The sequence below is a fragment of the Shouchella oshimensis genome, from assembly GCF_004375095.1.
Classification (GTDB): Bacteria; Bacillota; Bacilli; order Bacillales; family Bacillaceae_D; genus Shouchella; species Shouchella oshimensis.
Window position 1 is genome coordinate 643,748 of sequence record NZ_SNUX01000003.1, and the last position, 21,388, is coordinate 665,135.

Below are 21,388 nucleotides of genomic sequence, written 5' to 3' on the forward strand. Positions count from 1 at the left end.
GAACATTATATGCGATCATTATTTTTGGAATTAATTGAGAATCAATTTCAATTAATTAGAGAGGAAGGAAACCTTCATGCAGCATTCTGCAAAGCGTATTGCTGAAAATGCCTCTTTGAAAGCTTTTGTAAACAGTTATATAAAGGAAACGTCAAGTGGGGAGCTTTTGCCGGTTTCCAAAAATGGCCAATCAAGGCACAGGACGAAATTACAAACGGAACAGATGCTAGAAATTAATCTTCCCCACCAGCGTGTTAGTTTACGAATGGAGATTCTGTATCGTTCGTTCGTAGGGCGCCACTCGTTTGGAACAATTTTGAAGGGGGATGATGAGACCGGATGGGATCAAGAAGAGCCGCTGTCTGTTTTAATCCTCCTTATTCAAGAGCTACATTTGCAAGCGGTTCATAGTGGAGAGTCAAAACGATCTTGTTTTGATGAGTGCCTCGTTCGCATGCTAGAAAGTTATCACTCGATGTGTACATATTTAGAAGAACGGCTCGCAACAGGTGAGGACGTTCATGATCCAAATCAAACATTTATCGATGCAGAGCAGTCGCTATTATTTGGTCATTGGCTACACCCAACGCCTAAAAGTAGACAAGGAATGGCTTATTGGCAGCATGCTGCTTATGCACCTGAGTTAAAAGGTCGCTTTCAACTGTATTACTTTTATGTGCATCATACGATTATGCAATATGAGTCCATTTTAGATAAAAGTGTATGGGACATTGTCTATGAAGAAACAGATGTGCAAAGGATTGATGAAAAATGGTTTCCTTTTCCGATGCATCCATTACAAGCACACTATTTATTAGAACAGCCTCATATTCGTAAAGCAATCCAAACAGGTCTTATTCAAGACAAAGGACCTTGTGGTAAATGGTACACTGCTACATCTTCAATCAGAACGGTGTTTAACGAAGAAAGTAACTGGATGTTTAAATTCTCTATACCAGTAAAAGTAACCAACTCTCTTAGAGTGAATAAGCAGCATGAACTACGAGCAGGTCTTATTGTTGGAAAAGTACTACAAAAAGCAAGATGGAAAAGCAAGACATGCCGATTTATTCATGATCCAGCATACTTAGCCGTTCATCTGCCAGGAGTGAAAGAATCAGGATTTGAAACCATTGTTCGCTCTAATCCTTTTCAAAATGGTGGTAGGGGCGTTACGACGATCGCGGCACTTGTTCAAGATCCTTTACCAGGAAGTGATTCAAAATTAGCAACAATCATTAAGGAACTTGCTCTAAAAGAACGATCCTCTTACCGCATGATAAGTGAGAAATGGTTTCAAGCTTATGTTGAAAGGGCCATTTTTCCACTCATTTCGCTGTATGACGAACTTGGAATTGCCCTAGAAGCTCATCAGCAAAATAGTTTGCTTGATATCCACAATGGCTACCCAACAATGTATTATTACCGGGACAATCAAGGCTATTACTTAGCAGAATCATATAGACAAAGCTTACTTTCGCTAGTACCAGAGTTGCAAAAAACAGAAGGGCTCTTTTATGACGATGAGGTTATTCAAAATCGATTTACGTATTACTTGATCATGAATCAAGCATTTGCCGTGATCCACCGTTTTGGTGCGGATGGCTTAATGTGTGAGAGACAGCTCTTAAAGGTGCTAAAAGAGGCATTGAAACAATGTTGTCAGAGATGTTCCGATGCTGGACGCTTATTTATAGAAGGTTTACTCGTAAAAACAGAGCTTGCATTTAAAGCAAATTTACTTACTCGTTTTCATGATGTGGATGAATTGGCAGAAGAACTAGAACAAGCTGTTTATGTGAAAGTTCAGAATCCGTTTCAAGCGGTGACGAGTTTGGAGGTACAACATGCAGAAACCATCTAATCTACCAAGTAAGGCGGAACAACGTGTTATTCGGCAATGCTTTGAAGCCATTTTGTTCGAGCAGTTGTTACCTTATGACGAAAGACCGGCACAAAATGGATGGAAGATCTTTACGATTAGAGGAAAAAAGCATATGTATCAATGTCTTGGAAAACGGTCTGCCTTTGATCGAGTCAGAATACAGGGAATGCCGCTTTTGTCCGCCCGTTCTGGTAGACAAGCGTTTCCTAGAATAAAGGATATTGTCGAAGATGCAGCATTATCAGTTGAAAAAAGTCAGGCCCTCTATGCTGAATTATCACAAACCGTCTTCCTATCAAATTGGAATGAGGAATACATAAGAGGGACACCCTCAAGACGAATGCTTACATATGAACAGTTGGAAGAGGCTATTGGAGAAGGTCACCCTTATCACCCTTGTTTTAAAGCTAGAACAGGATTTTCCCTTGAAGACCATCAAGCGTTTGGAAATGAAGCAGGAGCCGGCTTTTCTCTTGTATGGTTAGGCGTAAAAAAAGAAGATGTGCACACGTATTATCCTGAGGAAGAGCAGAGTTTTCTCCAAAAAGAATTCGGCTATGACACATGGAAGAAAGTTGTAGAAGCGTTGTGTCAAGCAGGAGGACAGTTGTATGACTATCGTATACTTCCAATACATCCATGGCAATGGGAGACACTACAAAACAATGAGTTAAAAGAAGCAGTTGAAACAAAAGATGTTCTTTATCTTGGTGCTTTCGGTGACTGTTATGGTGCATCACAATCCATTCGAACGGTGATGAACAAAGACAACCCGTTCCAAGCTCAGTTGAAATTACCCTTGCAAATGATCAATACTTCTTCCTTGCGTACGGTTCAGTCAGAAAGTGTTGCAGCTGCTCCCCATTTATCGCGATGGCTTCAAGAAGTTGTTGCACAAGATCCTTTTCTCTGTAAACAACACGATGTCCGTTTGTTAAAAGAATATGCTGGCGCTTCGTATGAGCCAAGTCGTTATCCGTGGATAATGGGGAATGTCAATGTGATTTTTCGAGAATCTGTTCAAAGTCAGTTGCAAAGTGGCGAGCGTGCTGTCCCATTAAATGCACTTTCTCTAAAAGAGAAAGACGGCTCTTTATTTATCGCTCCTTTTCTTAAGGATTTCGGGATAGAAGCTTGGCTAAAGCAGCTTATTGAGGTAGTCGTTACTCCTGTTGTTCACCTCTGTTTAATACATGGTATTGCAGTAGAAGCTCATGGGCAAAACATGATTCTGATTCTTTCCGATACAAATTGGCCGATTGGTGTGCTCTTAAGAGACTTCCATGAGAGTTTGGAATATTACGAACCTTATGTGAAAGAGAAAAAGTCTATACCTCAATTCCACGAAATTCATTCAAGCTTTAAGGAAGGTGCAGTGGACGATTATTATTGGATGTCTTCTCCAGAAGCGCTTCGTGAACTCATAGTCGACACACTATTTGTTTACAACCTAACTGAATTGTCGTGGCAGTTAGAGTGTGAGCTTGATTTTAAAGAGGACCGGTTTTGGAACTTTGTTACTGTATCACTGATGCGCTATTTGCAAAGAGAGAACGAAATGAATGAACGCTTACATGCTTTTCATCTCCATAAGGAAAAGATGACAACAGAATCACTTTTTAAAAAGAAATGGACTGGGGAGAAAGAGTGCAGGCATTTGATAAGAAATCCTATTCAGTTGGAGGGTATGTATGCTTATCGTTGACGATCAATCGTACACAGGAGAAGATTTTAACCGTTTTAAACAACATCTTAATGACCACCCCATTTGGCGAAAAGCGGATAGGTGGCGTATTGCAATATGCCCAGAAGACTTAGGTAAGTGGGTCATGCTTCTTTACTATGTCAAAGAAAAACAAGCGAGTATTGTACCAATTCACCCATCTACACCTGTTGAGGCAGCAAAACGGATTGCTAATGAAGCGGGCTGTTTTTACTTATTCTATCAATCTCTTGAATCTCCACTCACGTTAAGTCAAGCCGAATTAAGTAGTGAAGGGGGCCTCATTCAATTCAGTTCTGGAACAACAGGAAAACCAAAACGAATTGTACGTAGTTGGACCTCTATCGACGATGAATTACGTGCTTACCGTGAAATGTGGCATTCCATTGACGCCAATACAGTCATTGTTGCCTGCCCAATAACGCATTCATACGGTTTAATTAGTGGCGTCATGGCAGGTATCGATCAAGGAAAAACAGTTGTAGTTGTGACCACGCAAAATCCAAACTATGTCTTAAGCAAGACGAAGGCATATCCACAACATGTGCTGTATGCCTCTCCGCCATTACTCTATTATATAGCAAAACGAACAGATCAAAAATTGTATGGCTTAATGACCTCAGGAACGCGGCTACCTGATAAATGGTTTAAAGAAATTAAAGAAGCCAGTACGTTTGTGATGCAGCAGTACGGCTGCTCAGAAGTAGGGTGTATTAGTATAGCGACATCCATAAGCGAATCGAATGACTTAGGAAAACCTTTAACGCATCATCATGTTAAAGCCGGCGTAGTTTCGGCTCCGGCGGCTGTTTATGTTGAATCAACTGAAGGCTACTGCCATACAGGAGATCTTGGTTATTTCGGAAAAGACGGTAACTTATACTTTGTTGAACGAGTAGACGACGTTATTAACGTAGCCGGAATTCATGTATTGCCCCACGAGGTTGAACAGATTTTACTCCAACATCAAGATATAGAAGATGCAGTTGTATATAAAAGAGAAGATTCATTTTCAGGCGAACGGGTCTGTGCCCAGATTGTAGGGACAGGTTTAGATATAAGCGCTCTTCGAGGATGGTGCACATCTTATCTTGCACCTTATCAAATACCAAAAGAAGTTTATTTCGTCGAGAAAATTGAAAAAGGAGCCAATGGAAAAGTAAATAGAAAACAGATTGGAGATGTTCCTGTATGACGTATGAACATGCTGTAAACATTCTTTACACAATTATGAAAGAAGATCTAGCTTTACAAACAATGGACGCCTTTCATCCCCATGCAAGGCTAAATGAAGAGTTAGCTATTGATTCAGTTATGATCTTGCACATCTTGCTAGAACTAGAAACAAAATATGAGATTGCGATCCCGGACGAGTCTATTGATCCGGCCATATTTGAGACCGTTGATCGCTTAGCTCAGTTTATTCAGCGTCAAGAAAAGACAACCGTTACCTATGATTAAAGTGCATTGCTTTGTTAGTTGTGTGTGTGAGGTGTTAAAGAAAAATGGCATTGACCACCGTCCTTATTATTTTGGTGTATGGGATGCGGATTTTTTTCTAGATGAACATGATCGGTTGACTTACCATAAGGAAAACGTTGATCATACGTTCTTTAAAAACTGGTACGAAACTCTTTACGGCATTACATTAACTGAATGGTATAAAAATACAGCTAGTAAAGAGGAAAATGTAGAGAACCTCATTCAGTTAATCGAAGAAAAAGATGACGATACGCATGTTATTGTCATGCTTGATCTTGCATTGCTTCCTGAGCGAGAAAATAAATTTCATCATGCGCCTTTTCCTCATTATGTCATGCTGGAGAAAACACAAGATAACGACGTTTGGATGATGTATGATCCGGATTTTCGTTGGGAAGGGGAAATGGATAAGGCTCAAATTCTGAATGCAGTTCGTTCCCATGATGTGGCAGGAGGCTATCGTTTTAATGGAAAAACCATTCAGCCTCCTTCTGATGACACGATAAAAGCCTATTTTCGAACCTGTATGAAAGGTCGTGAAAACCCATTAACAGAAACGCTTCAATCACTTGTAGAAACGTTTTGGTCTGGAAGTCAGCGCCATCGACTTAATGAGCTTGGACTTGTGATGAAACAACTACCTGTTCTAGCTATTCGGAAATATGCCTATGAGCATGCTTTTGCGTTTTTTTGGAAGGCACTCCAATTTAGTGAAAATACATTTGAGCAGTGGTGCGATGAAATTGAGTCGTTAGAGAAAGGCTTTAAAATCGTTCAGTATCAGGCGATGAAAGTGGCGAAAACGAAAAAAGAAGCGGACTATGAGCAATTGTGCAACCAACTTAAACGCCAAAATGAACGAGAACGGAGAATTAAAGCACAACTGATTTTGTACTTTAACGAATGGCTTCTAATAGAAAAGCCACTTGTTCTACACCAACGTTAAGGGGGATTTGAATGTGAATGTTTCTGTATGTACCATTTCATTTCGACATGGTTTGCAGTCCATTGAACACATTGCGAAATGGGCTACAACGCATGGTTTCGATGGTATTGAGCTTTGGGGTACCCATGCACGTCATCTGAAGCCACATGCCCACGTAAATGGAGAATGGTTAGAAACACAAGGCTTAACAGTATCGATGTTAAGCGACTACTTACCGTTACATGAAGAATGGACAAAAATCCAGTCTGCTGCCAATAATATGCTTCACCTTGCAGGTCGTTGGAATACATCAAAAGTTCGAGTATTCGCTGGGGAATTAGGTAGTCAACTGATTCAAAAGGAGGAACGTCTGCACCTCGTTAACCAACTTAGAGAAGTGTGTAAGATGGCAATGGAAAAAAATAAACAAATACTAGTTGAAATTCATCCGCGCACTCTTTGTGATACAGTTTCTTCTACATTGCAGCTGCTGTCTGAAGTGAATCATCCTTCGCTAAGAGTAAATTTTGATGTGCTTCATGCATGGGAAAGCGGTGCGAATGTCGATGAAGCATTTGAGCAGCTACAGCCATTTATAGAGCATCTTCATCTGAAAAACGTACTTGATCGTGAGCATTTACATGTATTCCATCCTGAAAACGTTTTTCATGCTTCTGCATCAAGACAAGGGATGACAAGTTTGTTTACAGGGCAGATTGATTATCATCAATTTCTTTCAAATCATGATTTAAGCTCCTTTCATGCTTCCCTTGAATGGTTCGGTCACCATCCGTTTGCAGTATTAGAAAAGGATAAGCAAAAACTAGTTGCCTACCAAAAACAAACGCTCTATCATTAATCTACCTGTTTTGGAAACCATCTGTTCTTACTCAATAAGAATAGGTGGTTTTAGCCTTTTTCGAATGCCACTGTTACCTCGCAATAGAAAAACAAGGATTCTCGCTATTTCATGTATAGACTTGCACGAACTTGGCATAGTGTAGAAGATAGAGTGAAAAAAGAGAGCGAGGGAATAGAATGAAAATTCTCTTTCATACAATGAAAGCAGCAATTTTGTTTGTAGCATGCACAGCGATCTTCTACTATGGTATTCTATGGGTGACGGATGAATTAAGTGAGTTCCATCGCTATGACGTGCCAGAAGGAAATGCATTAAAAGCGTCATCTGTTGCTGTTAGTGACGAAGATCGAAGTTTGCTACAGCGGTTAACGTTGTTTTTATTAGATGGCGAATAAGAAGTAAGGAGTACAACATGGGTTTGCAAAAGGATGTTCATCAATTTGTCCACTTTATTAAAGTTGAGAAAGGTTTATCGCCTAATACATTAGAATCGTATGGAAGAGATTTAAAACAGTATGTCCATTATTTGCAACAAGAGAATGTGGAGGCGTTTTCAGATGTCACGCACCATACGATTCAATCATTTTTGTACGAGCTAAAGCTACAAGATAAATCAGCTGCAACATTGGCACGAATTCTCACATCGGTTCGCTCACTGCATGGTTTCTTATATAGGGAACAATTCACTTCGAGTGACCCTTCTTCTTTAATTGAATCACCAAAAAAAGAAAAACGATTACCTGATTTTCTAAGTGCAGATGAAGTAGAGCTCTTATTGCAGCATCAAACAATAGGAAGCGTACCCTTAGAGCTTCGAAATACAGCGATGCTTGAGTTGCTCTATGCTTCAGGTTTACGTGTAACCGAGTTAACGTCATTAGAACTGGATCATGTTCACTTAGCAATGGGATTTTTGCGAGTAATTGGCAAAGGGAATAAAGAACGAATTGTTCCTTTAGGATCACAAGCGTCAAAAGCATTGACGGCGTACTTAGAAAGTGGAAGACAACAGTTGCTAAAAAAACAGCGCCATGCTTATCTTTTTGTCAATCATTATGGGAGACCCTTAACAAGACAAGGGTTTTGGAAAATTTTAAAACAGCGTGCTAAACAAGTAAATATAAAAAAAAGCTTTAGTCCACATACGCTGCGCCATTCTTTTGCTACACATCTTCTAGAAAACGGGGCTGACCTGCGTTCTGTTCAGGAGATGCTTGGGCACGCTGATATTTCCACAACACAGATTTATACCCATGTGACGAAAACGCGTATGAAAGATGTTTATTTGAAACACCATCCACGCGCATAACTAGCATGTACTAACAAGAATGAGGAGGAAACAAACGTGACACAAGCATTTAAACGAGTCGTTGTTATTGTAATGGACTCTGTAGGAATTGGTGAAGCACCAGATGCAGAGGCATTTGGAGATAAAGGAACAAATACCCTTGGCTCCATTGCTGAACAGTATGATGCACTGCATATTCCGGAGCTAGAAAGATTAGGTATTGGAAGAATCGCTCCCCTTAAAGGGATTGAGCCCGTTGCGAATCCAAGTGCGAGCTATGGCATCATGCAAGAAGCATCAGTAGGAAAAGATACAATGACTGGTCATTGGGAAATTATGGGCCTTCGAATTGATGAGCCATTTCGTGTTTTTCCAAACGGATTTCCTGATGATTTACTACAAGCGCTTGAGGAAAAAACAGGTCGTGGCATCATTGGAAATAAAGTAGCATCAGGTACAGAAATCCTCGATGAACTAGGAAGCGAACATGTTGAAACAGGGAAATTAATTGTTTACACTTCTGCCGATTCTGTTCTACAAATTGCAGCCCATGAAGACGTTGTTCCAGTGGACGAGCTTTATCGTATTTGTGAGATTGCACGTGAGTTAACGCTGGACCCAGCATATATGGTCGGACGCATTATTGCGCGGCCGTTTATAGGGGATGCCTCAGGTTGGAAACGAACGTCCAATCGTCATGATTATGCGTTAAAACCTTTTGGAAAGACGGTTATGAATACGCTTGAAGATGCAGGGCTTGATTCGATTGCATTAGGGAAAATTTCTGACATCTATGATGGTGAAGGAGTAACAGCTTCCATTCGAACAGTTTCAAATGAAGATGGTATGAATAAGCTGATTAAACAAATGGACGAAGCCTTTACGGGTCTATGTTTCTTGAATTTAGTTGATTTTGATGCACTGTTTGGTCATCGTCGCGACGTCATAGGGTATGGTCAGTCCTTAAATGAATTTGATGCGCAACTAAAAGAACTTTTGCCAAAGTTAACTGATGACGATTTGTTAATCATTACAGCCGATCACGGAAACGACCCGACTCATATAGGCACTGATCATACGAGAGAGCTTGTCCCTCTACTGGTTTACGGTAAAACATTGGAACCTGTTCACTTAGGTCATCGTGAGACGTTTGCGGATATTGGCGCAACCATCGCTGACAATTTTAATGTAACGGCTCCAGAATACGGAAAAAGCTTTTTAAACGAGCTCACACCAAAGAATTTGTAATCATAGAGGAGGAAAAACAATGAGAATGGTTGACATTATTGAGAAAAAAAGAGACGGCTTAAGCTTAACGAAAGAAGAAATTCGCTGGTTCATTGGTGAATATACTGCTAATCGTATTCCGGATTACCAAGTATCAGCTCTGGCTATGGCCATTTACTTTCAAGATATGGATCAACTGGAGCGTGCCGAACTCACCTTGGCTATGGCTGAATCAGGAGACCAAATTGACTTAACATCCATTAATGGCATAAAAGTAGACAAGCATTCAACAGGTGGTGTTGGCGATAAGACCACTATTGCACTCGTTCCATTAGTAGCGGCTGCAGGCGTGCCCGTTGCAAAAATGTCAGGTCGTGGTCTAGGTCATACAGGGGGAACCATTGATAAACTGGAGGCAATTCCAGGGTTTTCATGTGATATGGAGACGACAGACTTTTTACATCAAGTGCAATCAAAAGGCCTAGCCGTTGCTGGACAAACAGGTAATTTAACACCAGCGGATAAACAACTGTACGGTTTAAGAGATGTGACTGGAACTGTTAACTCAATGGCGCTTATTGCAAGCTCTATTATGAGTAAAAAAATCGCTTCCGGTTCAGACGCCATTGTGCTCGATGTGAAAACAGGTTCTGGAGCATTTATGAAAACTCTTGATGATTCAACAGGGCTTGCTAAAGCAATGGTTGATATTGGTGCAAACGTTGGTCGAAAAACGATGGCGGTTATTTCAGACATGAATCAGCCTTTAGGTGAAGGAGTTGGAAACGCTATTGAAATTCAAGAAGCGATTGACGTCTTGAAAGGAAATGGACCAGAAGATGTGCTTGAGCTGTGTCTAGTCTTAGGCAGTCACATGGTTTACTTAGCGGAAAAAGCAAGCAGTGTTGAAGAGGCGCGCAAACAGCTAGAAGAAGTGATTGAAAATGGAAAAGCAGTCGAAATGATGAAAGTCTTTATTGAGAGTCAAGGTGGAAATCCAGCTGTAATAGACGATGAGACATTATTTCCACAAGCTCGCTATCAAATTGATGTTCCAGCAGTAGAAGCAGGCTATGTGTACGAAATTGCGACAGATAAAATAGGTGTTGCCGCTATGCAATTAGGTGCAGGTCGAGCAACAAAAGAGGATCAAATCGACCTTGCTGTTGGGTTAAAGTTGAAGAAAAAAATTGGGGATCGCGTCGACGTCGGGGATATCCTCGTTACGCTATATGCAAACCGAGAAGAAGTAGAAGATATTAAAGACCTCGTTCAAAAGAGTTACCATATGCAAGAAGGAGAACCAGCTCCAACGACGCTTATTTATAAGGAAATTTATCCTGAAAAAGCATAAAAGAGACCAGTTGCCTATACGGTAACTGGTCTTTTTTTCATCTTGATGAATAAACTCAATCAAACGAAATCTCATAAGGTGTGTGATCACCTTTATTCATAAGGCGAATGGTTTTTGGTTTTAATTCTAGCAAAATATATGAAGGGTCTGTGGCACTGTCAAAATAATGGGTAAGGGTGTCATGCCAAAATTCGTTTTTCGTTTCTTGATCATCCCGAATCGTAGCTGTTCCTTGAAATTCAATAAATGCGTCATCATAGCCCTCACCTGTATAACCTAGGAGAACGTGTACATGCGGGTTTTCTTCGACTTCTTTAGCCTTATACGTATCGATATCCGTTGGTGTGTACAGCGTGAAGTCTTTGTGATAAAACGTCATGTAACGAGAATGGGGGCGATTTTCTTTTACAGTTGATAGAGATCCAATCTTATGATCTTCCATCACAGCTAAAATTTGTTGTTTTACTTTCGAATCATCCATAAGTAACACTTCCTTTTTATGAGCTACACGTAGTATTCCTCACTGTGAAAAAATAAAACCACTTTTCATGTTTACTTCATAGAGAAAACGTCTATATAGTCAATGTAAGAAGTTTTTATAGAGGAGTGTTTGATTATGGCAGATATCGTCTATACATCGCATGCAACGGCACAAGGTGGAAGAAAGGTCAAGTAACTTCAGATGATCAATTTCTTGATTTGAATTTAGTTAAACCAGGTTCAAAGAAGGAAGGGACAAATCCAGAGCAGTTATTTGCTGCAGGTTATGCTTCCTGTTTTGATGGTGCATTAAATTTAATGGCTGCTAACGACAAAAAAGAGATTGAGTCAAAAACAACAGCACATGTCTCTCTTGTTAAAGACCCATCGGACAATGGCTTCCAAATTGGAGCAGAATTAGTGGTCGAAATTAATGGTGTTTCACAAGAGGACGCTGAAGAATTAGTTGAAAAGGCACATCAATTTTGCCCGTATTCAAAAGCCACTAGAGGAAATATTCAAGTGAAGTTAACGGCGAAAGCACAATAATAAGGAGGGTGTACATTGTCACTAGCAAAACATTTGGAACGCTTTAAGCAAATTCAATGTGAGAACGGCTGTTTAACAATCTATTTGCAGACTGGTAAAACGAGCACGGATCAACAAAAAGGAGAATGGAAAATTCGCCTTAAGAATGGGCTAAAGAAGCTTGAAGAATACTTAGAGGTTAGTGATAATCAAACCGAGTTTCAGGCATTTAAAAAACTGAAAAAACAGGCGGAGCAACAGATTTTGGCCTTATCAACCAATATGCCAAAAAGCCTTGTATTCATTGGTTCCTCTAACGGGGACATTCATTTACAGAAGTTACAAGTCCCAGTGGAGAATGAATTTCGGTGGGAAAAGCACCCTGTTATTGATCAACTTGAAACATTAGAAGAGAAGTATCCGTTATCAGGGATCGTTATGATTAAAAAAACCGATGTACATACGGTTGAAACGAGTCTTGGTGAAGTTATTGAAGAAAAGCAATATAGTTGGGACGTTGAGTCTGAGGATTGGAAAGAGTATGTAGGTGCAAGGCCGCAAGGGGAGACAGGAGCCGCGTTACACCGTGAACAGTATGCAGATCGATTTGATGCGAATCAACAGCGGTGGTTTAAGAAAATTGCTCAAAAGATTGAAAAAGAATCAAAGCAAAAGCAGTGGTCAACGTTGCATCTAGTCGGCTCACCTGATCAAACGAGTGAATTTGCTAAACAATTGTCAACCCACGATCCTAAAATTTCAAAGCGTAACTTGGCAAAACTAAAATCACATGAAATTATAAAAGAGCTAAACGAAGAAGTCGTTTAACTCCTTCTAGAAAGCGTCTCGAACCCCATTCGAGGCGCTTTTCATTGATGGATAACTAGGCAACAATTTTGACAAATGAAAAAATAGATCGCTATAATGATGGGACATACATAGATGGCGAAAAGAAGGTTATGCAATGAGTGAGGAAAAAGAGGAACTGCCTCAATTTAATAAAAAACCATTGGTTGCCGTTCTGTTAATTGGAGCGTTTGTAGCAATATTAAATCAAACGTTGCTAACAACAGCTTTGCCGCATTTAATGGCTGACTTAGACATTAATGAAAATGCTGCCCAGTGGGTTACCACGATTTTTATGCTAGTTAATGGGATAATGATTCCTATAACGGCTTTTTTAATTGAAAAATTTAAAGCGCGATCACTTTTTTTGACGGCAATGACGCTGTTTGGTTTAGGTACATTGCTTTGTGCAGTGTCTCCCAATTTTAGCATGCTGCTTGTAGGTCGAATCATTCAGGCTTCAGGTGCAGGAATTATGATGCCCCTTATGCAAACAGTTTTTCTTCTTATTTTTCCTAAAGAAAGACGTGGACAGGCGATGGGAATGGTCGGGCTTGTTATTTCGTTTGCGCCTGCCATTGGACCTACCCTATCTGGTTGGTTAGTAGAATCTTATCACTGGAGTATTTTATTCTGGATTCTTATGCCAATTGTTGTCATTGATATTGTTGCGGCGATCTTTGTTATGCGGAATGTTACAACGTTGCGTCATCCTAAGCTAGATCTTCAGTCTATCATTCTTTCCACCTTTGGTTTCGGTGGTTTATTATTTGCATTTTCGAATGCAGGGCAAGCAAGCTGGGGTAGTCCCCTTGTTTATGTGCCATTACTAATTGGCGTTGTTACACTCTATCTTTTTGTGACACGGCAATTAAAGCTCAGTCACCCGATTTTAGAGTTTCGTGTGTTTACGTATCCTGTTTTTACATTAACAACGGTGATGGGGATGCTTGTATTCGTATCTCTCGTTGGACCAGCTACAATCCTGCCAATTTATATGCAAAACATGCAAGGCTACTCTGCCTTTGAAACGGGGTTAACCATTTTACCTGGAGCCGTGTTGATGGGAATCATGTCGCCAATAACAGGGAGGATTTTTGACAAATTCGGAGCAAGGACATTGGCGATTATAGGCTTAACCTTAATTTTCTTGTCTTCGTTATTTTATACTAATTTAACAGTAGACACATCGTTAACGTATCTAACCATTGTTTATGCGGTCCGGATGTTCGGGTTATCGCTTGTATTAATGCCAGTAACCACTGCTGGCTTAAATGTATTACCAAGAGAACTCATCCCCCATGGAACGGCAATGAATAATACAATGAGGCAAGTGTCAGGTTCGATTGGAACGGCAATCCTTGTTTCTGTTATGACCGCATCTGCTTCAGTCGAACAAAGTGAATCAATGATACAAGGGGTAAACAATGCTTTTATTGTTGCCACGGTTATAGCGTTTATTAGTTTTATCATGGCGTTTTTTATAAAGAAAACCCCTCAACGGTAAAGTATTCTTGAAAAGACGTTTTCTCTCTTTTTCATTCGGGTATTTAAAGAGTAGAACAGATAGAGAAGGAGAGATCGAGATGAAGGAATATACAGTGACGCCAAATAAAGATGCAACAACGTGGTTTGTAAAAGTAGAAGATGTTGCGCCATTAGAAGAATACGATAAACAATCGAAAGCCATTGAAGCAGGCGAGAAGCTAGCACAAGAAAACCAGCCAAGTCGACTTATTATTTTCGATGAGTATCACAAGCAACAAGAAATCAAAACGTTTTAAATCAAGTATTAAAGAAAGATGAGTCGTGGGTATTCACGATTCATCTTTTTTTTACGTTGACCTCCTTTCCTTGTGTATAGAAAAATCTGGAATGGAAAGACTAACTGATAGCTTATTACATAAAGGTTATGGAGGGAAATGTATGAAAAAAGGTCTACATTTAATCGTGGTTTGGTTATTATTAGCGCTATTTGCAACACAACCGCTTACGGCAAAGGCAGCGGAGGTGAAAAAAACCCCACTTGGAGAGAAAACCCTTTCTGCTATTGTTATAGAACGGGATACAGGTGAAGTTATTTTTGAGAAAAATAGCGATAAAGCGCTACCCCCAGCAAGTATGACAAAGATCATGACGATGTTGCTCGTAATGGAAGCGATTGATGAAGGAAAGCTGTCGTTTGATGAGCAAGTAACTGTAAGTGAATACGCGGCTTCAATGGGTGGATCGCAAATTTTTCTTGAAGCTGGAGAACAAATGAGTGTAGATGATCTGTTAAAAGGAATTGCGGTAGCATCCGGAAATGATGCAGCAGTAGCGATGGCAGAGCATATAGCTGGTTCTGAAGAGGGATTCGTCAAAATGATGAATGAAAAGGCGAGTGAACTAAATTTAGAACAGACGTCGTTTAAAAATACGAATGGACTGCCAATAGAAAACCATTATTCATCTGCTCATGATTTGGCAATGATTGCAAAAGAGCTGTTAAAGTACGAAAACATAACAGAATACACTGGTATTTATGAAGACTATTTACGCAAAGGGACAGATAAAGAGTTTTGGCTAGTCAATACGAATAAATTAGTACGCTTTTATCCCGGTGTGGATGGGTTAAAAACAGGGTTCACTCAAGAAGCGAAATACGGATTAACCGCTACTGCTGAAAAAGACGGGATGCGTGTGATAACCGTTGTTATGGGATCACCGACATCGAAGGAACGAAATGCAGAGGTCACATCGTTATTAGATCATGCATTTAACAATTACTCTACTAAAACACTTTATAAAAAGGGTGATGTTTTAGGTGCAGCAACCGTTGTAAAAGGATCGGAAAAAACAATAGAAGCAATAACAGAGGACCAAGTATCAATCTTATTAAAGAAAGGCGAAGATTCAAAAGAGCCTGTTGTGAATACGTCCTTTGATGAGTCCGTTGCTGCGCCAATTCAAAAAGGTGATGTAGTCGGTAGTTTAACTGTTGAAATAGACGGAAAGACAGTTGTCTCGACAGATTTAGTCGCTTCCGAAACGATTGATACGGCTTCGTGGTGGCAATTGTTTAAACGAACCTTGTCTACTTTTGCAGGGAAATAAAGAATGAGTAGAACTTTTCGCTAATACGCACTACTTTTGTCAGTAACAAGGATTTCAGCAGATTGGTATGGAATGATAGCATGGAGTAAGTTTAGATGGAGGTGTTTTCATGACATTACAAATTCAAATGGAACAAAAACACAATGTGTTACTTGTAAGACTGGCAGGAGAATTAGATCATCATGCAGCTAAAACATTAAGAGCGGAAGTAGAAGCTCATTTACCGAACACAAAGCATATTTTGTTAAATCTTGAAGGGTTATCATTTATGGATAGTTCGGGTCTTGGTGTGATTTTAGGGCGTTATAAACAAATTACAGCCGCAGGAGGAGAAATGGTCGTTTGCGCTATTTCTCCAGCGGTAGGCCGTTTATTTGAGATGTCAGGGATGTTTAAGATCATTCGTTTTGAAGAAAATGAAGATTTTGCTTTGCAAAAGTTAGGGGTGGCTTAAGCAATGGAAAATAAAATGGATCTTTCATTCAGTGCAAAAAGTGAAAATGAATCATTTGCAAGAGTAACAGTAGGCGCATTTTTAGCTCAACTTGATCCAACTATGGAAGAATTAACGGAGATTAAAACCGTTGTTTCAGAAGCAGTGACAAATGCAATCATTCATGGCTATGACAATGATGAGAGTGGTATGGTATACATCTCAGCCGTATTGCGTGATAACGAAATTGAAATTGTCATTCGCGATGAAGGAAATGGCATTCTTGATATCGATGAAGCGCGCGAACCATTATTCACTTCAAAACCTGAACTTGAGCGCTCGGGGATGGGTTTTACCATAATGGAAAACTTCTGTCATGAGATGAAAGTCGTCTCTGAACCGTTATTAGGAACAACGGTATATCTGAAAAAGCAATTAACAAAATCAAAGGCCATATGCAGATAAGGGGTCTTGCTAATGAGCGCTGAGCTAAAGAAAACAACTAAAAAGATGTTGACTGATCAAGAATTAAAAGACTTAATCGCGAAAAGTCAGCAAGGTGATACAGAAGCTCGCGATTTAATTGTTAACAAGAACACTCGTCTCGTATGGTCGGTTGTCCAGCGATTTATGAACCGAGGCTATGAAGCAGAAGATTTGTTTCAAATAGGATGTATTGGCTTAATTAAATCAGTTGATAAGTTCGATTTATCCTATGATGTGAAGTTCTCGACTTATGCGGTACCGATGATAATTGGTGAGATTCAGCGGTTTTTAAGAGATGATGGCACCGTAAAAGTAAGTCGGTCTATTAAAGAATTGAGCAACAAAATTCGAAAAGCTAAAGATGATCTTACAAAAGAGTACCGGCGCACACCGACTGTGAATGAAATTGCTATACACTTAGGCGTTACGCCAGAAGAAGTCGTCTTTGCTGGAGATGCGAATCGAAGTTTAACGTCCATTCATGAAACTGTTTATGAAAATGATGGGGACCCGATTACGCTAATGGATCAAATTGCAGATACTAGCCAAGTAAAATGGTTTGACAAGATTGCATTAAAAGAGGCAATACGAGATTTGGAAGAGCGCGAACGATTAATCGTTTATTTACGCTATTATAAAGACCAGACACAGTCGGAAGTAGCAGAGCGGTTAGGGATTTCTCAAGTTCAAGTCTCTCGTCTAGAAAAGAAAATTCTCGATCAAATGAAAGAAATCATGTCAGAAACATAGTTTTTGATTAGCAAAAATGAAGATAAATGGAGCCGGACTTTTTACCAATAGGTAGGAAGTCTTTTTTTTGTGCGAATTGAATGGAACTCATTGCAGCATACTACTACCAAATCGCAGTAAAAGGAGGACGTATGTTAAAAAAAGAGGAAAGAGAAAATTATAAAGAAAACATTCGTCTGTTTACAGCGAAAACCCGTTTTCTTAAACACGGTACACTTGCATTCCTAGCAGGCGGTTTTATAAGTGTAGCTGGTCAATTGATCTATGACGGACTAAGGCTCTTTTTTTCATTAAATCCGCAAATGGCAACAAGCTATATGATTGTCATTTTGCTTACAATTTCGGCGTTTGGTACAGGCTTCGGAATCTATAAAAAAGGAGCACAGTTGTTTGGCGCGGGATTGATTGTGCCGATTACTGGATTTGCTAATGCTATGACAGCAACAGCACTTGATCATCGCTCAGAGGGCTTTCTTTCAGGGATAGGCGTTCATTTGTTTCGCATCGTGGGTCCAATCTTTATAGTTGGCATCACTGCTGCTTATCTCGTTAGTTTTTCACGTTTATTCATTCATATGATCCTGAAATAAGGAGAGGCGGAAGGTATGGTAAATAAAAAGAGGGTCATTCAGTTTAAGACGCCAGTATATGTAGAAGAACGAGGTACAGCTGTTGGTCCAAAAGAAGGAAGTGGCCCTCTCGGTCATGGATTTGACTATGTATTTCCTAGCTTATTATGTGGTGAGAAGGATTGGCAGACAGCGGAAAAAAAGATGACAGAAAAAGCAATTACCTATTGTCTACATAAACAGAGGCTAAAAGACAATCACTTAGATTTATTTATTGCTGGTGATTTAACAAATCAAAGTACAGTATCAAGCCAGATTGCGCGAAATTTACACGTTCCTTTTATTGGGAGCTACTCTGCGTGTGCAACAGCGATCGAAAATTGTATTGTTGCAGGAATGTGGATTAATGGTGGCGGAGCTCGACATGTATTGTGTGCATCAAGTAGTCATATTGGAGGATGTGAGAAGCAGTTTCGCTTTCCTATAGAGTTTGCACAACAAAAGCCAGATACAGCACAGACCACCGTTACTGGTGCAGGTGCCATCATTCTCGGGAGACATCAATCGATGATTCAAATGACAGAAGGTCTTCTCGGTAAAGTGATTGATTTGGGGATTAACAATCCTTATGAACTCGGTGCAGCAATGGCCCCAGCTGCCGCAGATACATTACTTACGTACTTACAGGAAACAGAACAAAAACCATCTGACTTTGACCTTATTTTGACAGGAGATCTTGCAAGGTCTGGTAGCGAGATTTTTAAAAAACTCTTACGTGAACATGGTGTGATTGTAAGCGAGAATTACGACGATTGTGGTGTCATGATGTACGGAACGAATCAACAAGTGTTAGCGGGGGGCAGTGGGGCAGGTTGTTGCGCGACTGTCGTCTTTGGACACATTTTCAATGAAATACTTGCTAATCGACTAAAGCGAGTGCTCGTAATCGCCACTGGGGCGTTGCATAGTGCGAACACCGTTCAACAGCATAAAACGATTCCTTGTATTGCCCATGCAGTTGTGTTTGAGAGGAGAGGGAATTAAATGATTTATTTATGGGCGTTTGTTATTGGAGGAAGCATTTGCTTATTTGGACAGTTTCTTTTAGATATTGTCAAGCTTACTTCCATTCAAATGTTAGTAACTCTCGTACTGATTGGCATTATATTGGATGGGTTTGGTTTATATGAACAGCTCATTGATTTTGCAGGGGCGGGGGCAACGGTTCCCATTACAGGTTTTGGCTATTCACTTGTACATGGTGCCATGTTAAATGGGGAAAACGGGCTATTTTATATTAGCGATGGAGTATTTGAACTTGCGTCTACTACCATTGTTTTCTCCATTCTCTTGAGCCTGATTGTAGCGGCTATTTTTAAGCCAAAAGGGGTGACGTGATGAAAAAAGTCATTTTTGTTACAGATGGTGATTTGGCTAGTAAAAAAGCACTTGAACACATTGCTCAAGACTTACAATGTACCGTTCTTAGTGCATCTTATGGGAATCCAACAACTATTGACCCTGAAGAATTAGTCGATCTTATTAAACTGGAAAAAGAAGATATCCCCATTATCATCATGTTCGATGATTGTGGCATTCGCGATGTAGGTTTTGGTGAAACAGCCATGCATTATATCGTCAGTCAAGAGGATATTGAGGTTATTGGTGCAGTAGCTGTTGCTTCGCAAACACATGCAAAAGAATGGACTCATGTGGACGTAAGCGTTGATCGATTTGGTCATTTATCCGAATACGGTGTAGATAAAGAAGGCTTAATTGATATGGAAATTGGCAGAATTAATGGGGATACAGTCTCCATATTAGATGATTTGAACTTACCCTGTGTTGTCGGTATAGGAGATATTGGAAAAATGGCGCGCTTTGATGATGTTAAAAAAGGTGCGCCAATTACGAGAAAAGCAATTGAGATTATATTAGAAAGGAGTGGCTATAGTGAACCCAACTTCGAAGCCGATGATATTTAGAAAAAGCATTGCAGAAAATGACCATATTATGAATGAACGTTTAGGAATAGGCGAATCCTTCGATGTCGGCGTTAGGAAGCTCAATGTATTCGGTAAAGATGTCTATATTTATTATTTAACTGGATTAGTTGATAACTTATATATTATTGATATCTTGCGCGAGCTTATGGATACCGAGAGTCGTATGCGGCGAGCGGAACATCCTTTTCAATCTGTGAAAAATCATTTAGCGCATATTCAAGTTGAAGAAACCGAGTCCATTGATCATGCGATTACCCAAGTGTTATCAGGATTAATTTGTGTTGTGGTCGATGGTGAGGCAAACAGTTTAATTGTAGATGTTCGATCGTATCCTGGTCGGGGACCGGAAGAACCAGATACAGAGCGTGTGGTACGTGGTTCACGAGACGGGTACACAGAGAACATTATCTTTAATACCGGCTTAACGAGGAGACGAATACGAGATGAACGATTACGCCAAGAAATTATGCAAGTGGGCGTGCGTTCTAAAACCGATGTATGTTTATGCTATATAGAAGGGATTGTCGACCCTAAGCTCGTCGACATTATTAAGAAAGAGCTTAAAGCTATCAATATTGATGGACTAACAATGTCGGATAAAGTGGTGGAAGAATACATTGTGAAACAAGGCATTAATCCATTTCCACTCGTGCGTTATACAGAGCGTCCAGACGTTGCCGCCACTCATATTCTAGAAGGTCATATTGTTCTAATTATTGATACATCACCATCGGTTGTGATTACACCAGCAACACTGTTTCACCATGTTCAACATGCTGAGGAGTATCGACAAGCTGCTGCAGTTGGTACGTTTTTAAGATGGATGCGGTTTATCGGCATTCTCTTTTCATTATTAATTGTTCCGTTTTGGCTATTACTTGCAACACATCAAGAACTACTGCCGCCAGCTTTGGATTTTGTCGGTGTAGAAGAAAATAACAATATCCCGATTGCGGTCCAAATTATTTTTGCGGAAGCTGGTATCGAGCTGTTGCGGATGGCCGCTATACACACCCCGTCACCATTAGCAACAGCTCTTGGTCTCGTAGCCGCTCTTTTAATTGGGGAGATGGCTATCGATGTAGGCTATTTCACAACAGAAGTCATTCTTTATGTGGCGCTTGGTTCGATTGGAATGTTTGCTACACCAAGTTATGAGTTAGGTGTGGCGCTAAGGATGAGCCGCTATCTTATCATTCTTGCGGTTGCACTTTTTGGACCAGTAGGATTTGTTGTATCGTTGTTTTTACTACTTATTTCGCTTATTCGGCTGTCTCCGCTTGCAAAGCCTTATCTATGGCCGTTTTTACCTTTTGATCCACCAGCGATGTATCAAATTCTTGTTCGTACATCTGTTCCAAGCGTTCGTTGGAGACCAAGTATTGTTCACCCCGTGGATAAAATTAAGCAATCACCAAAAAGTGAATAGTAGTCAAACGTTTTAACTT

The 21,388-nt window shown here is 40.1% G+C and carries 23 protein-coding genes and 1 pseudogene; 23 read left to right on the forward strand and 1 reads right to left on the reverse strand.

Features of this window, described 5'->3' with window-relative positions; all coding sequences use genetic code 11:
* The first annotated feature begins 76 nt into the window (after window positions 1–76).
* The 10 genes from E2L03_RS14225 (at window position 77) to E2L03_RS14270 (ending at window position 10,746) form a co-directional block, all read left to right on the forward strand.
* Window positions 77–1,864: an IucA/IucC family protein gene (locus E2L03_RS14225; RefSeq protein ID WP_134259442.1), complete on the forward strand. Its 1,788-nt coding sequence runs from the start codon at window positions 77–79 to the stop codon at window positions 1,862–1,864.
* On the forward strand, window positions 1,848–3,590 hold the full coding sequence (locus tag E2L03_RS14230) for an IucA/IucC family protein (RefSeq protein ID WP_134259443.1): 1,743 nt from the start codon (window positions 1,848–1,850) through the stop codon (window positions 3,588–3,590). Before E2L03_RS14225 ends, E2L03_RS14230 begins: the two co-directional genes overlap by 17 nt.
* Window positions 3,577–4,803 carry an AMP-binding protein gene (locus E2L03_RS14235; RefSeq protein ID WP_134259445.1) on the forward strand — a complete coding sequence of 409 codons (1,227 nt, stop codon included), beginning with the start codon at window positions 3,577–3,579 and terminating at the stop codon, window positions 4,801–4,803. The genes E2L03_RS14230 and E2L03_RS14235 overlap by 14 nt, the downstream gene beginning before the upstream one ends.
* Window positions 4,800–5,069 carry a phosphopantetheine-binding protein gene (locus E2L03_RS14240; protein ID WP_038479222.1) on the forward strand — a complete coding sequence of 90 codons (270 nt, stop codon included), beginning with the start codon at window positions 4,800–4,802 and terminating at the stop codon, window positions 5,067–5,069. Before E2L03_RS14235 ends, E2L03_RS14240 begins: the two co-directional genes overlap by 4 nt.
* On the forward strand, window positions 5,062–6,036 hold the full coding sequence (locus E2L03_RS14245) for a DUF6005 family protein (RefSeq protein ID WP_124741939.1): 975 nt from the start codon (window positions 5,062–5,064) through the stop codon (window positions 6,034–6,036). Before E2L03_RS14240 ends, E2L03_RS14245 begins: the two co-directional genes overlap by 8 nt.
* A 13-nt stretch (window positions 6,037–6,049) precedes the next feature.
* Entirely contained in the window at window positions 6,050–6,874 is an 825-nt protein-coding gene (locus E2L03_RS14250; protein WP_166740318.1) for a sugar phosphate isomerase/epimerase family protein, read from the forward strand.
* Window positions 6,875–7,053: 179 nt separating this feature from the next.
* Complete coding sequence (locus tag E2L03_RS14255; RefSeq protein WP_055735951.1) at window positions 7,054–7,272, forward strand: DUF4227 family protein; 219 nt, start codon at window positions 7,054–7,056, stop codon at window positions 7,270–7,272.
* Window positions 7,273–7,295: 23 nt separating this feature from the next.
* Entirely contained in the window at window positions 7,296–8,186 is an 891-nt protein-coding gene (gene xerD / locus E2L03_RS14260; RefSeq protein WP_371836644.1) for a site-specific tyrosine recombinase XerD, read from the forward strand.
* Window positions 8,187–8,222: 36 nt separating this feature from the next.
* Window positions 8,223–9,413 (forward strand): phosphopentomutase, encoded by a 1,191-nt coding sequence (deoB, locus tag E2L03_RS14265; RefSeq protein WP_038479237.1) that lies wholly within the window; start codon window positions 8,223–8,225, stop codon window positions 9,411–9,413.
* 19 nt (window positions 9,414–9,432) lie between these two features.
* The gene (locus E2L03_RS14270) at window positions 9,433–10,746 is read left to right on the forward strand and encodes a pyrimidine-nucleoside phosphorylase (protein ID WP_095150122.1); all 1,314 of its coding nucleotides are present in this window, start codon (window positions 9,433–9,435) and stop codon (window positions 10,744–10,746) included.
* A gap of 55 nt (window positions 10,747–10,801) precedes the next feature.
* Here the strand turns inward: E2L03_RS14270 and E2L03_RS14275 are convergent, their stop codons facing one another.
* Window positions 10,802–11,227 carry a pyridoxamine 5'-phosphate oxidase family protein gene (locus E2L03_RS14275; RefSeq protein WP_134259449.1) on the reverse strand — a complete coding sequence of 142 codons (426 nt, stop codon included), beginning with the start codon at window positions 11,225–11,227 and terminating at the stop codon, window positions 10,802–10,804.
* A gap of 135 nt (window positions 11,228–11,362) precedes the next feature.
* Between E2L03_RS14275 and E2L03_RS14280 the strand changes: the two are divergent.
* The 13 genes and pseudogenes from E2L03_RS14280 to E2L03_RS14340 all read left to right on the forward strand — a co-directional run bounded on the left by E2L03_RS14280 (window position 11,363) and on the right by E2L03_RS14340 (window position 21,369).
* Window positions 11,363–11,775: pseudogene (locus tag E2L03_RS14280) on the forward strand (organic hydroperoxide resistance protein).
* Between the two features lie 15 nt (window positions 11,776–11,790).
* Window positions 11,791–12,582, forward strand: a complete 792-nt coding sequence (locus tag E2L03_RS14285) for a VLRF1 family aeRF1-type release factor (protein ID WP_038479249.1) — start codon at window positions 11,791–11,793, stop codon at window positions 12,580–12,582.
* A gap of 136 nt (window positions 12,583–12,718) precedes the next feature.
* Complete coding sequence (locus E2L03_RS14290) at window positions 12,719–14,107, forward strand: MDR family MFS transporter (RefSeq protein WP_055735946.1); 1,389 nt, start codon at window positions 12,719–12,721, stop codon at window positions 14,105–14,107.
* A gap of 79 nt (window positions 14,108–14,186) precedes the next feature.
* Window positions 14,187–14,384 (forward strand): DUF2188 domain-containing protein, encoded by a 198-nt coding sequence (locus tag E2L03_RS14295; RefSeq protein ID WP_035394053.1) that lies wholly within the window; start codon window positions 14,187–14,189, stop codon window positions 14,382–14,384.
* 142 nt (window positions 14,385–14,526) lie between these two features.
* Window positions 14,527–15,696: a D-alanyl-D-alanine carboxypeptidase family protein gene (locus E2L03_RS14300; protein WP_095150125.1), complete on the forward strand. Its 1,170-nt coding sequence runs from the start codon at window positions 14,527–14,529 to the stop codon at window positions 15,694–15,696.
* A gap of 109 nt (window positions 15,697–15,805) precedes the next feature.
* On the forward strand, window positions 15,806–16,150 hold the full coding sequence (gene spoIIAA, locus E2L03_RS14305; RefSeq protein WP_038479258.1) for an anti-sigma F factor antagonist: 345 nt from the start codon (window positions 15,806–15,808) through the stop codon (window positions 16,148–16,150).
* Between the two features lie 3 nt (window positions 16,151–16,153).
* Window positions 16,154–16,594 carry an anti-sigma F factor gene (gene spoIIAB, locus E2L03_RS14310; protein WP_038479261.1) on the forward strand — a complete coding sequence of 147 codons (441 nt, stop codon included), beginning with the start codon at window positions 16,154–16,156 and terminating at the stop codon, window positions 16,592–16,594.
* Between the two features lie 12 nt (window positions 16,595–16,606).
* Window positions 16,607–17,365: an RNA polymerase sporulation sigma factor SigF gene (gene sigF / locus E2L03_RS14315; RefSeq protein WP_038479264.1), complete on the forward strand. Its 759-nt coding sequence runs from the start codon at window positions 16,607–16,609 to the stop codon at window positions 17,363–17,365.
* A gap of 131 nt (window positions 17,366–17,496) precedes the next feature.
* Window positions 17,497–17,955, forward strand: a complete 459-nt coding sequence (locus E2L03_RS14320; protein ID WP_038479267.1) for a SpoVA/SpoVAEb family sporulation membrane protein — start codon at window positions 17,497–17,499, stop codon at window positions 17,953–17,955.
* Between the two features lie 15 nt (window positions 17,956–17,970).
* The gene (spoVAD, locus tag E2L03_RS14325; protein ID WP_095150126.1) at window positions 17,971–18,978 is read left to right on the forward strand and encodes a stage V sporulation protein AD; all 1,008 of its coding nucleotides are present in this window, start codon (window positions 17,971–17,973) and stop codon (window positions 18,976–18,978) included.
* Window positions 18,979–19,332 (forward strand): stage V sporulation protein AE, encoded by a 354-nt coding sequence (gene spoVAE, locus E2L03_RS14330; protein WP_055735942.1) that lies wholly within the window; start codon window positions 18,979–18,981, stop codon window positions 19,330–19,332.
* Window positions 19,332–19,919, forward strand: a complete 588-nt coding sequence (gene spoVAEA, locus E2L03_RS14335; RefSeq protein WP_038479276.1) for a stage V sporulation protein SpoVABEA — start codon at window positions 19,332–19,334, stop codon at window positions 19,917–19,919. The genes spoVAE and spoVAEA overlap by 1 nt, the downstream gene beginning before the upstream one ends.
* Entirely contained in the window at window positions 19,909–21,369 is a 1,461-nt protein-coding gene (locus E2L03_RS14340) for a spore germination protein (protein WP_038479278.1), read from the forward strand. The genes spoVAEA and E2L03_RS14340 overlap by 11 nt, the downstream gene beginning before the upstream one ends.
* Window positions 21,370–21,388: the final 19 nt, after the last annotated feature.

Coding starts and splice junctions, on each gene's coding strand:
- E2L03_RS14225 (WP_134259442.1), top strand. CDS start 77: ATGCAGCATTCTGCAAAGCGTATTGCTGAAAATGCCTCTTTGAAAGCT.
- E2L03_RS14230 (WP_134259443.1), top strand. CDS start 1,848: ATGCAGAAACCATCTAATCTACCAAGTAAGGCGGAACAACGTGTTATT.
- E2L03_RS14235 (WP_134259445.1), top strand. CDS start 3,577: ATGCTTATCGTTGACGATCAATCGTACACAGGAGAAGATTTTAACCGT.
- E2L03_RS14240 (WP_038479222.1), top strand. CDS start 4,800: ATGACGTATGAACATGCTGTAAACATTCTTTACACAATTATGAAAGAA.
- E2L03_RS14245 (WP_124741939.1), top strand. CDS start 5,062: ATGATTAAAGTGCATTGCTTTGTTAGTTGTGTGTGTGAGGTGTTAAAG.
- E2L03_RS14255 (WP_055735951.1), top strand. CDS start 7,054: ATGAAAATTCTCTTTCATACAATGAAAGCAGCAATTTTGTTTGTAGCA.
- E2L03_RS14270 (WP_095150122.1), top strand. CDS start 9,433: ATGAGAATGGTTGACATTATTGAGAAAAAAAGAGACGGCTTAAGCTTA.
- E2L03_RS14275 (WP_134259449.1), bottom strand. CDS start 11,227: ATGGATGATTCGAAAGTAAAACAACAAATTTTAGCTGTGATGGAAGAT.
- E2L03_RS14290 (WP_055735946.1), top strand. CDS start 12,719: ATGAGTGAGGAAAAAGAGGAACTGCCTCAATTTAATAAAAAACCATTG.
- E2L03_RS14295 (WP_035394053.1), top strand. CDS start 14,187: ATGAAGGAATATACAGTGACGCCAAATAAAGATGCAACAACGTGGTTT.
- E2L03_RS14300 (WP_095150125.1), top strand. CDS start 14,527: ATGAAAAAAGGTCTACATTTAATCGTGGTTTGGTTATTATTAGCGCTA.
- spoIIAA (WP_038479258.1), top strand. CDS start 15,806: ATGACATTACAAATTCAAATGGAACAAAAACACAATGTGTTACTTGTA.
- spoIIAB (WP_038479261.1), top strand. CDS start 16,154: ATGGAAAATAAAATGGATCTTTCATTCAGTGCAAAAAGTGAAAATGAA.
- sigF (WP_038479264.1), top strand. CDS start 16,607: ATGAGCGCTGAGCTAAAGAAAACAACTAAAAAGATGTTGACTGATCAA.
- E2L03_RS14320 (WP_038479267.1), top strand. CDS start 17,497: ATGTTAAAAAAAGAGGAAAGAGAAAATTATAAAGAAAACATTCGTCTG.
- spoVAD (WP_095150126.1), top strand. CDS start 17,971: ATGGTAAATAAAAAGAGGGTCATTCAGTTTAAGACGCCAGTATATGTA.
- spoVAE (WP_055735942.1), top strand. CDS start 18,979: ATGATTTATTTATGGGCGTTTGTTATTGGAGGAAGCATTTGCTTATTT.
- spoVAEA (WP_038479276.1), top strand. CDS start 19,332: ATGAAAAAAGTCATTTTTGTTACAGATGGTGATTTGGCTAGTAAAAAA.
- E2L03_RS14340 (WP_038479278.1), top strand. CDS start 19,909: ATGATATTTAGAAAAAGCATTGCAGAAAATGACCATATTATGAATGAA.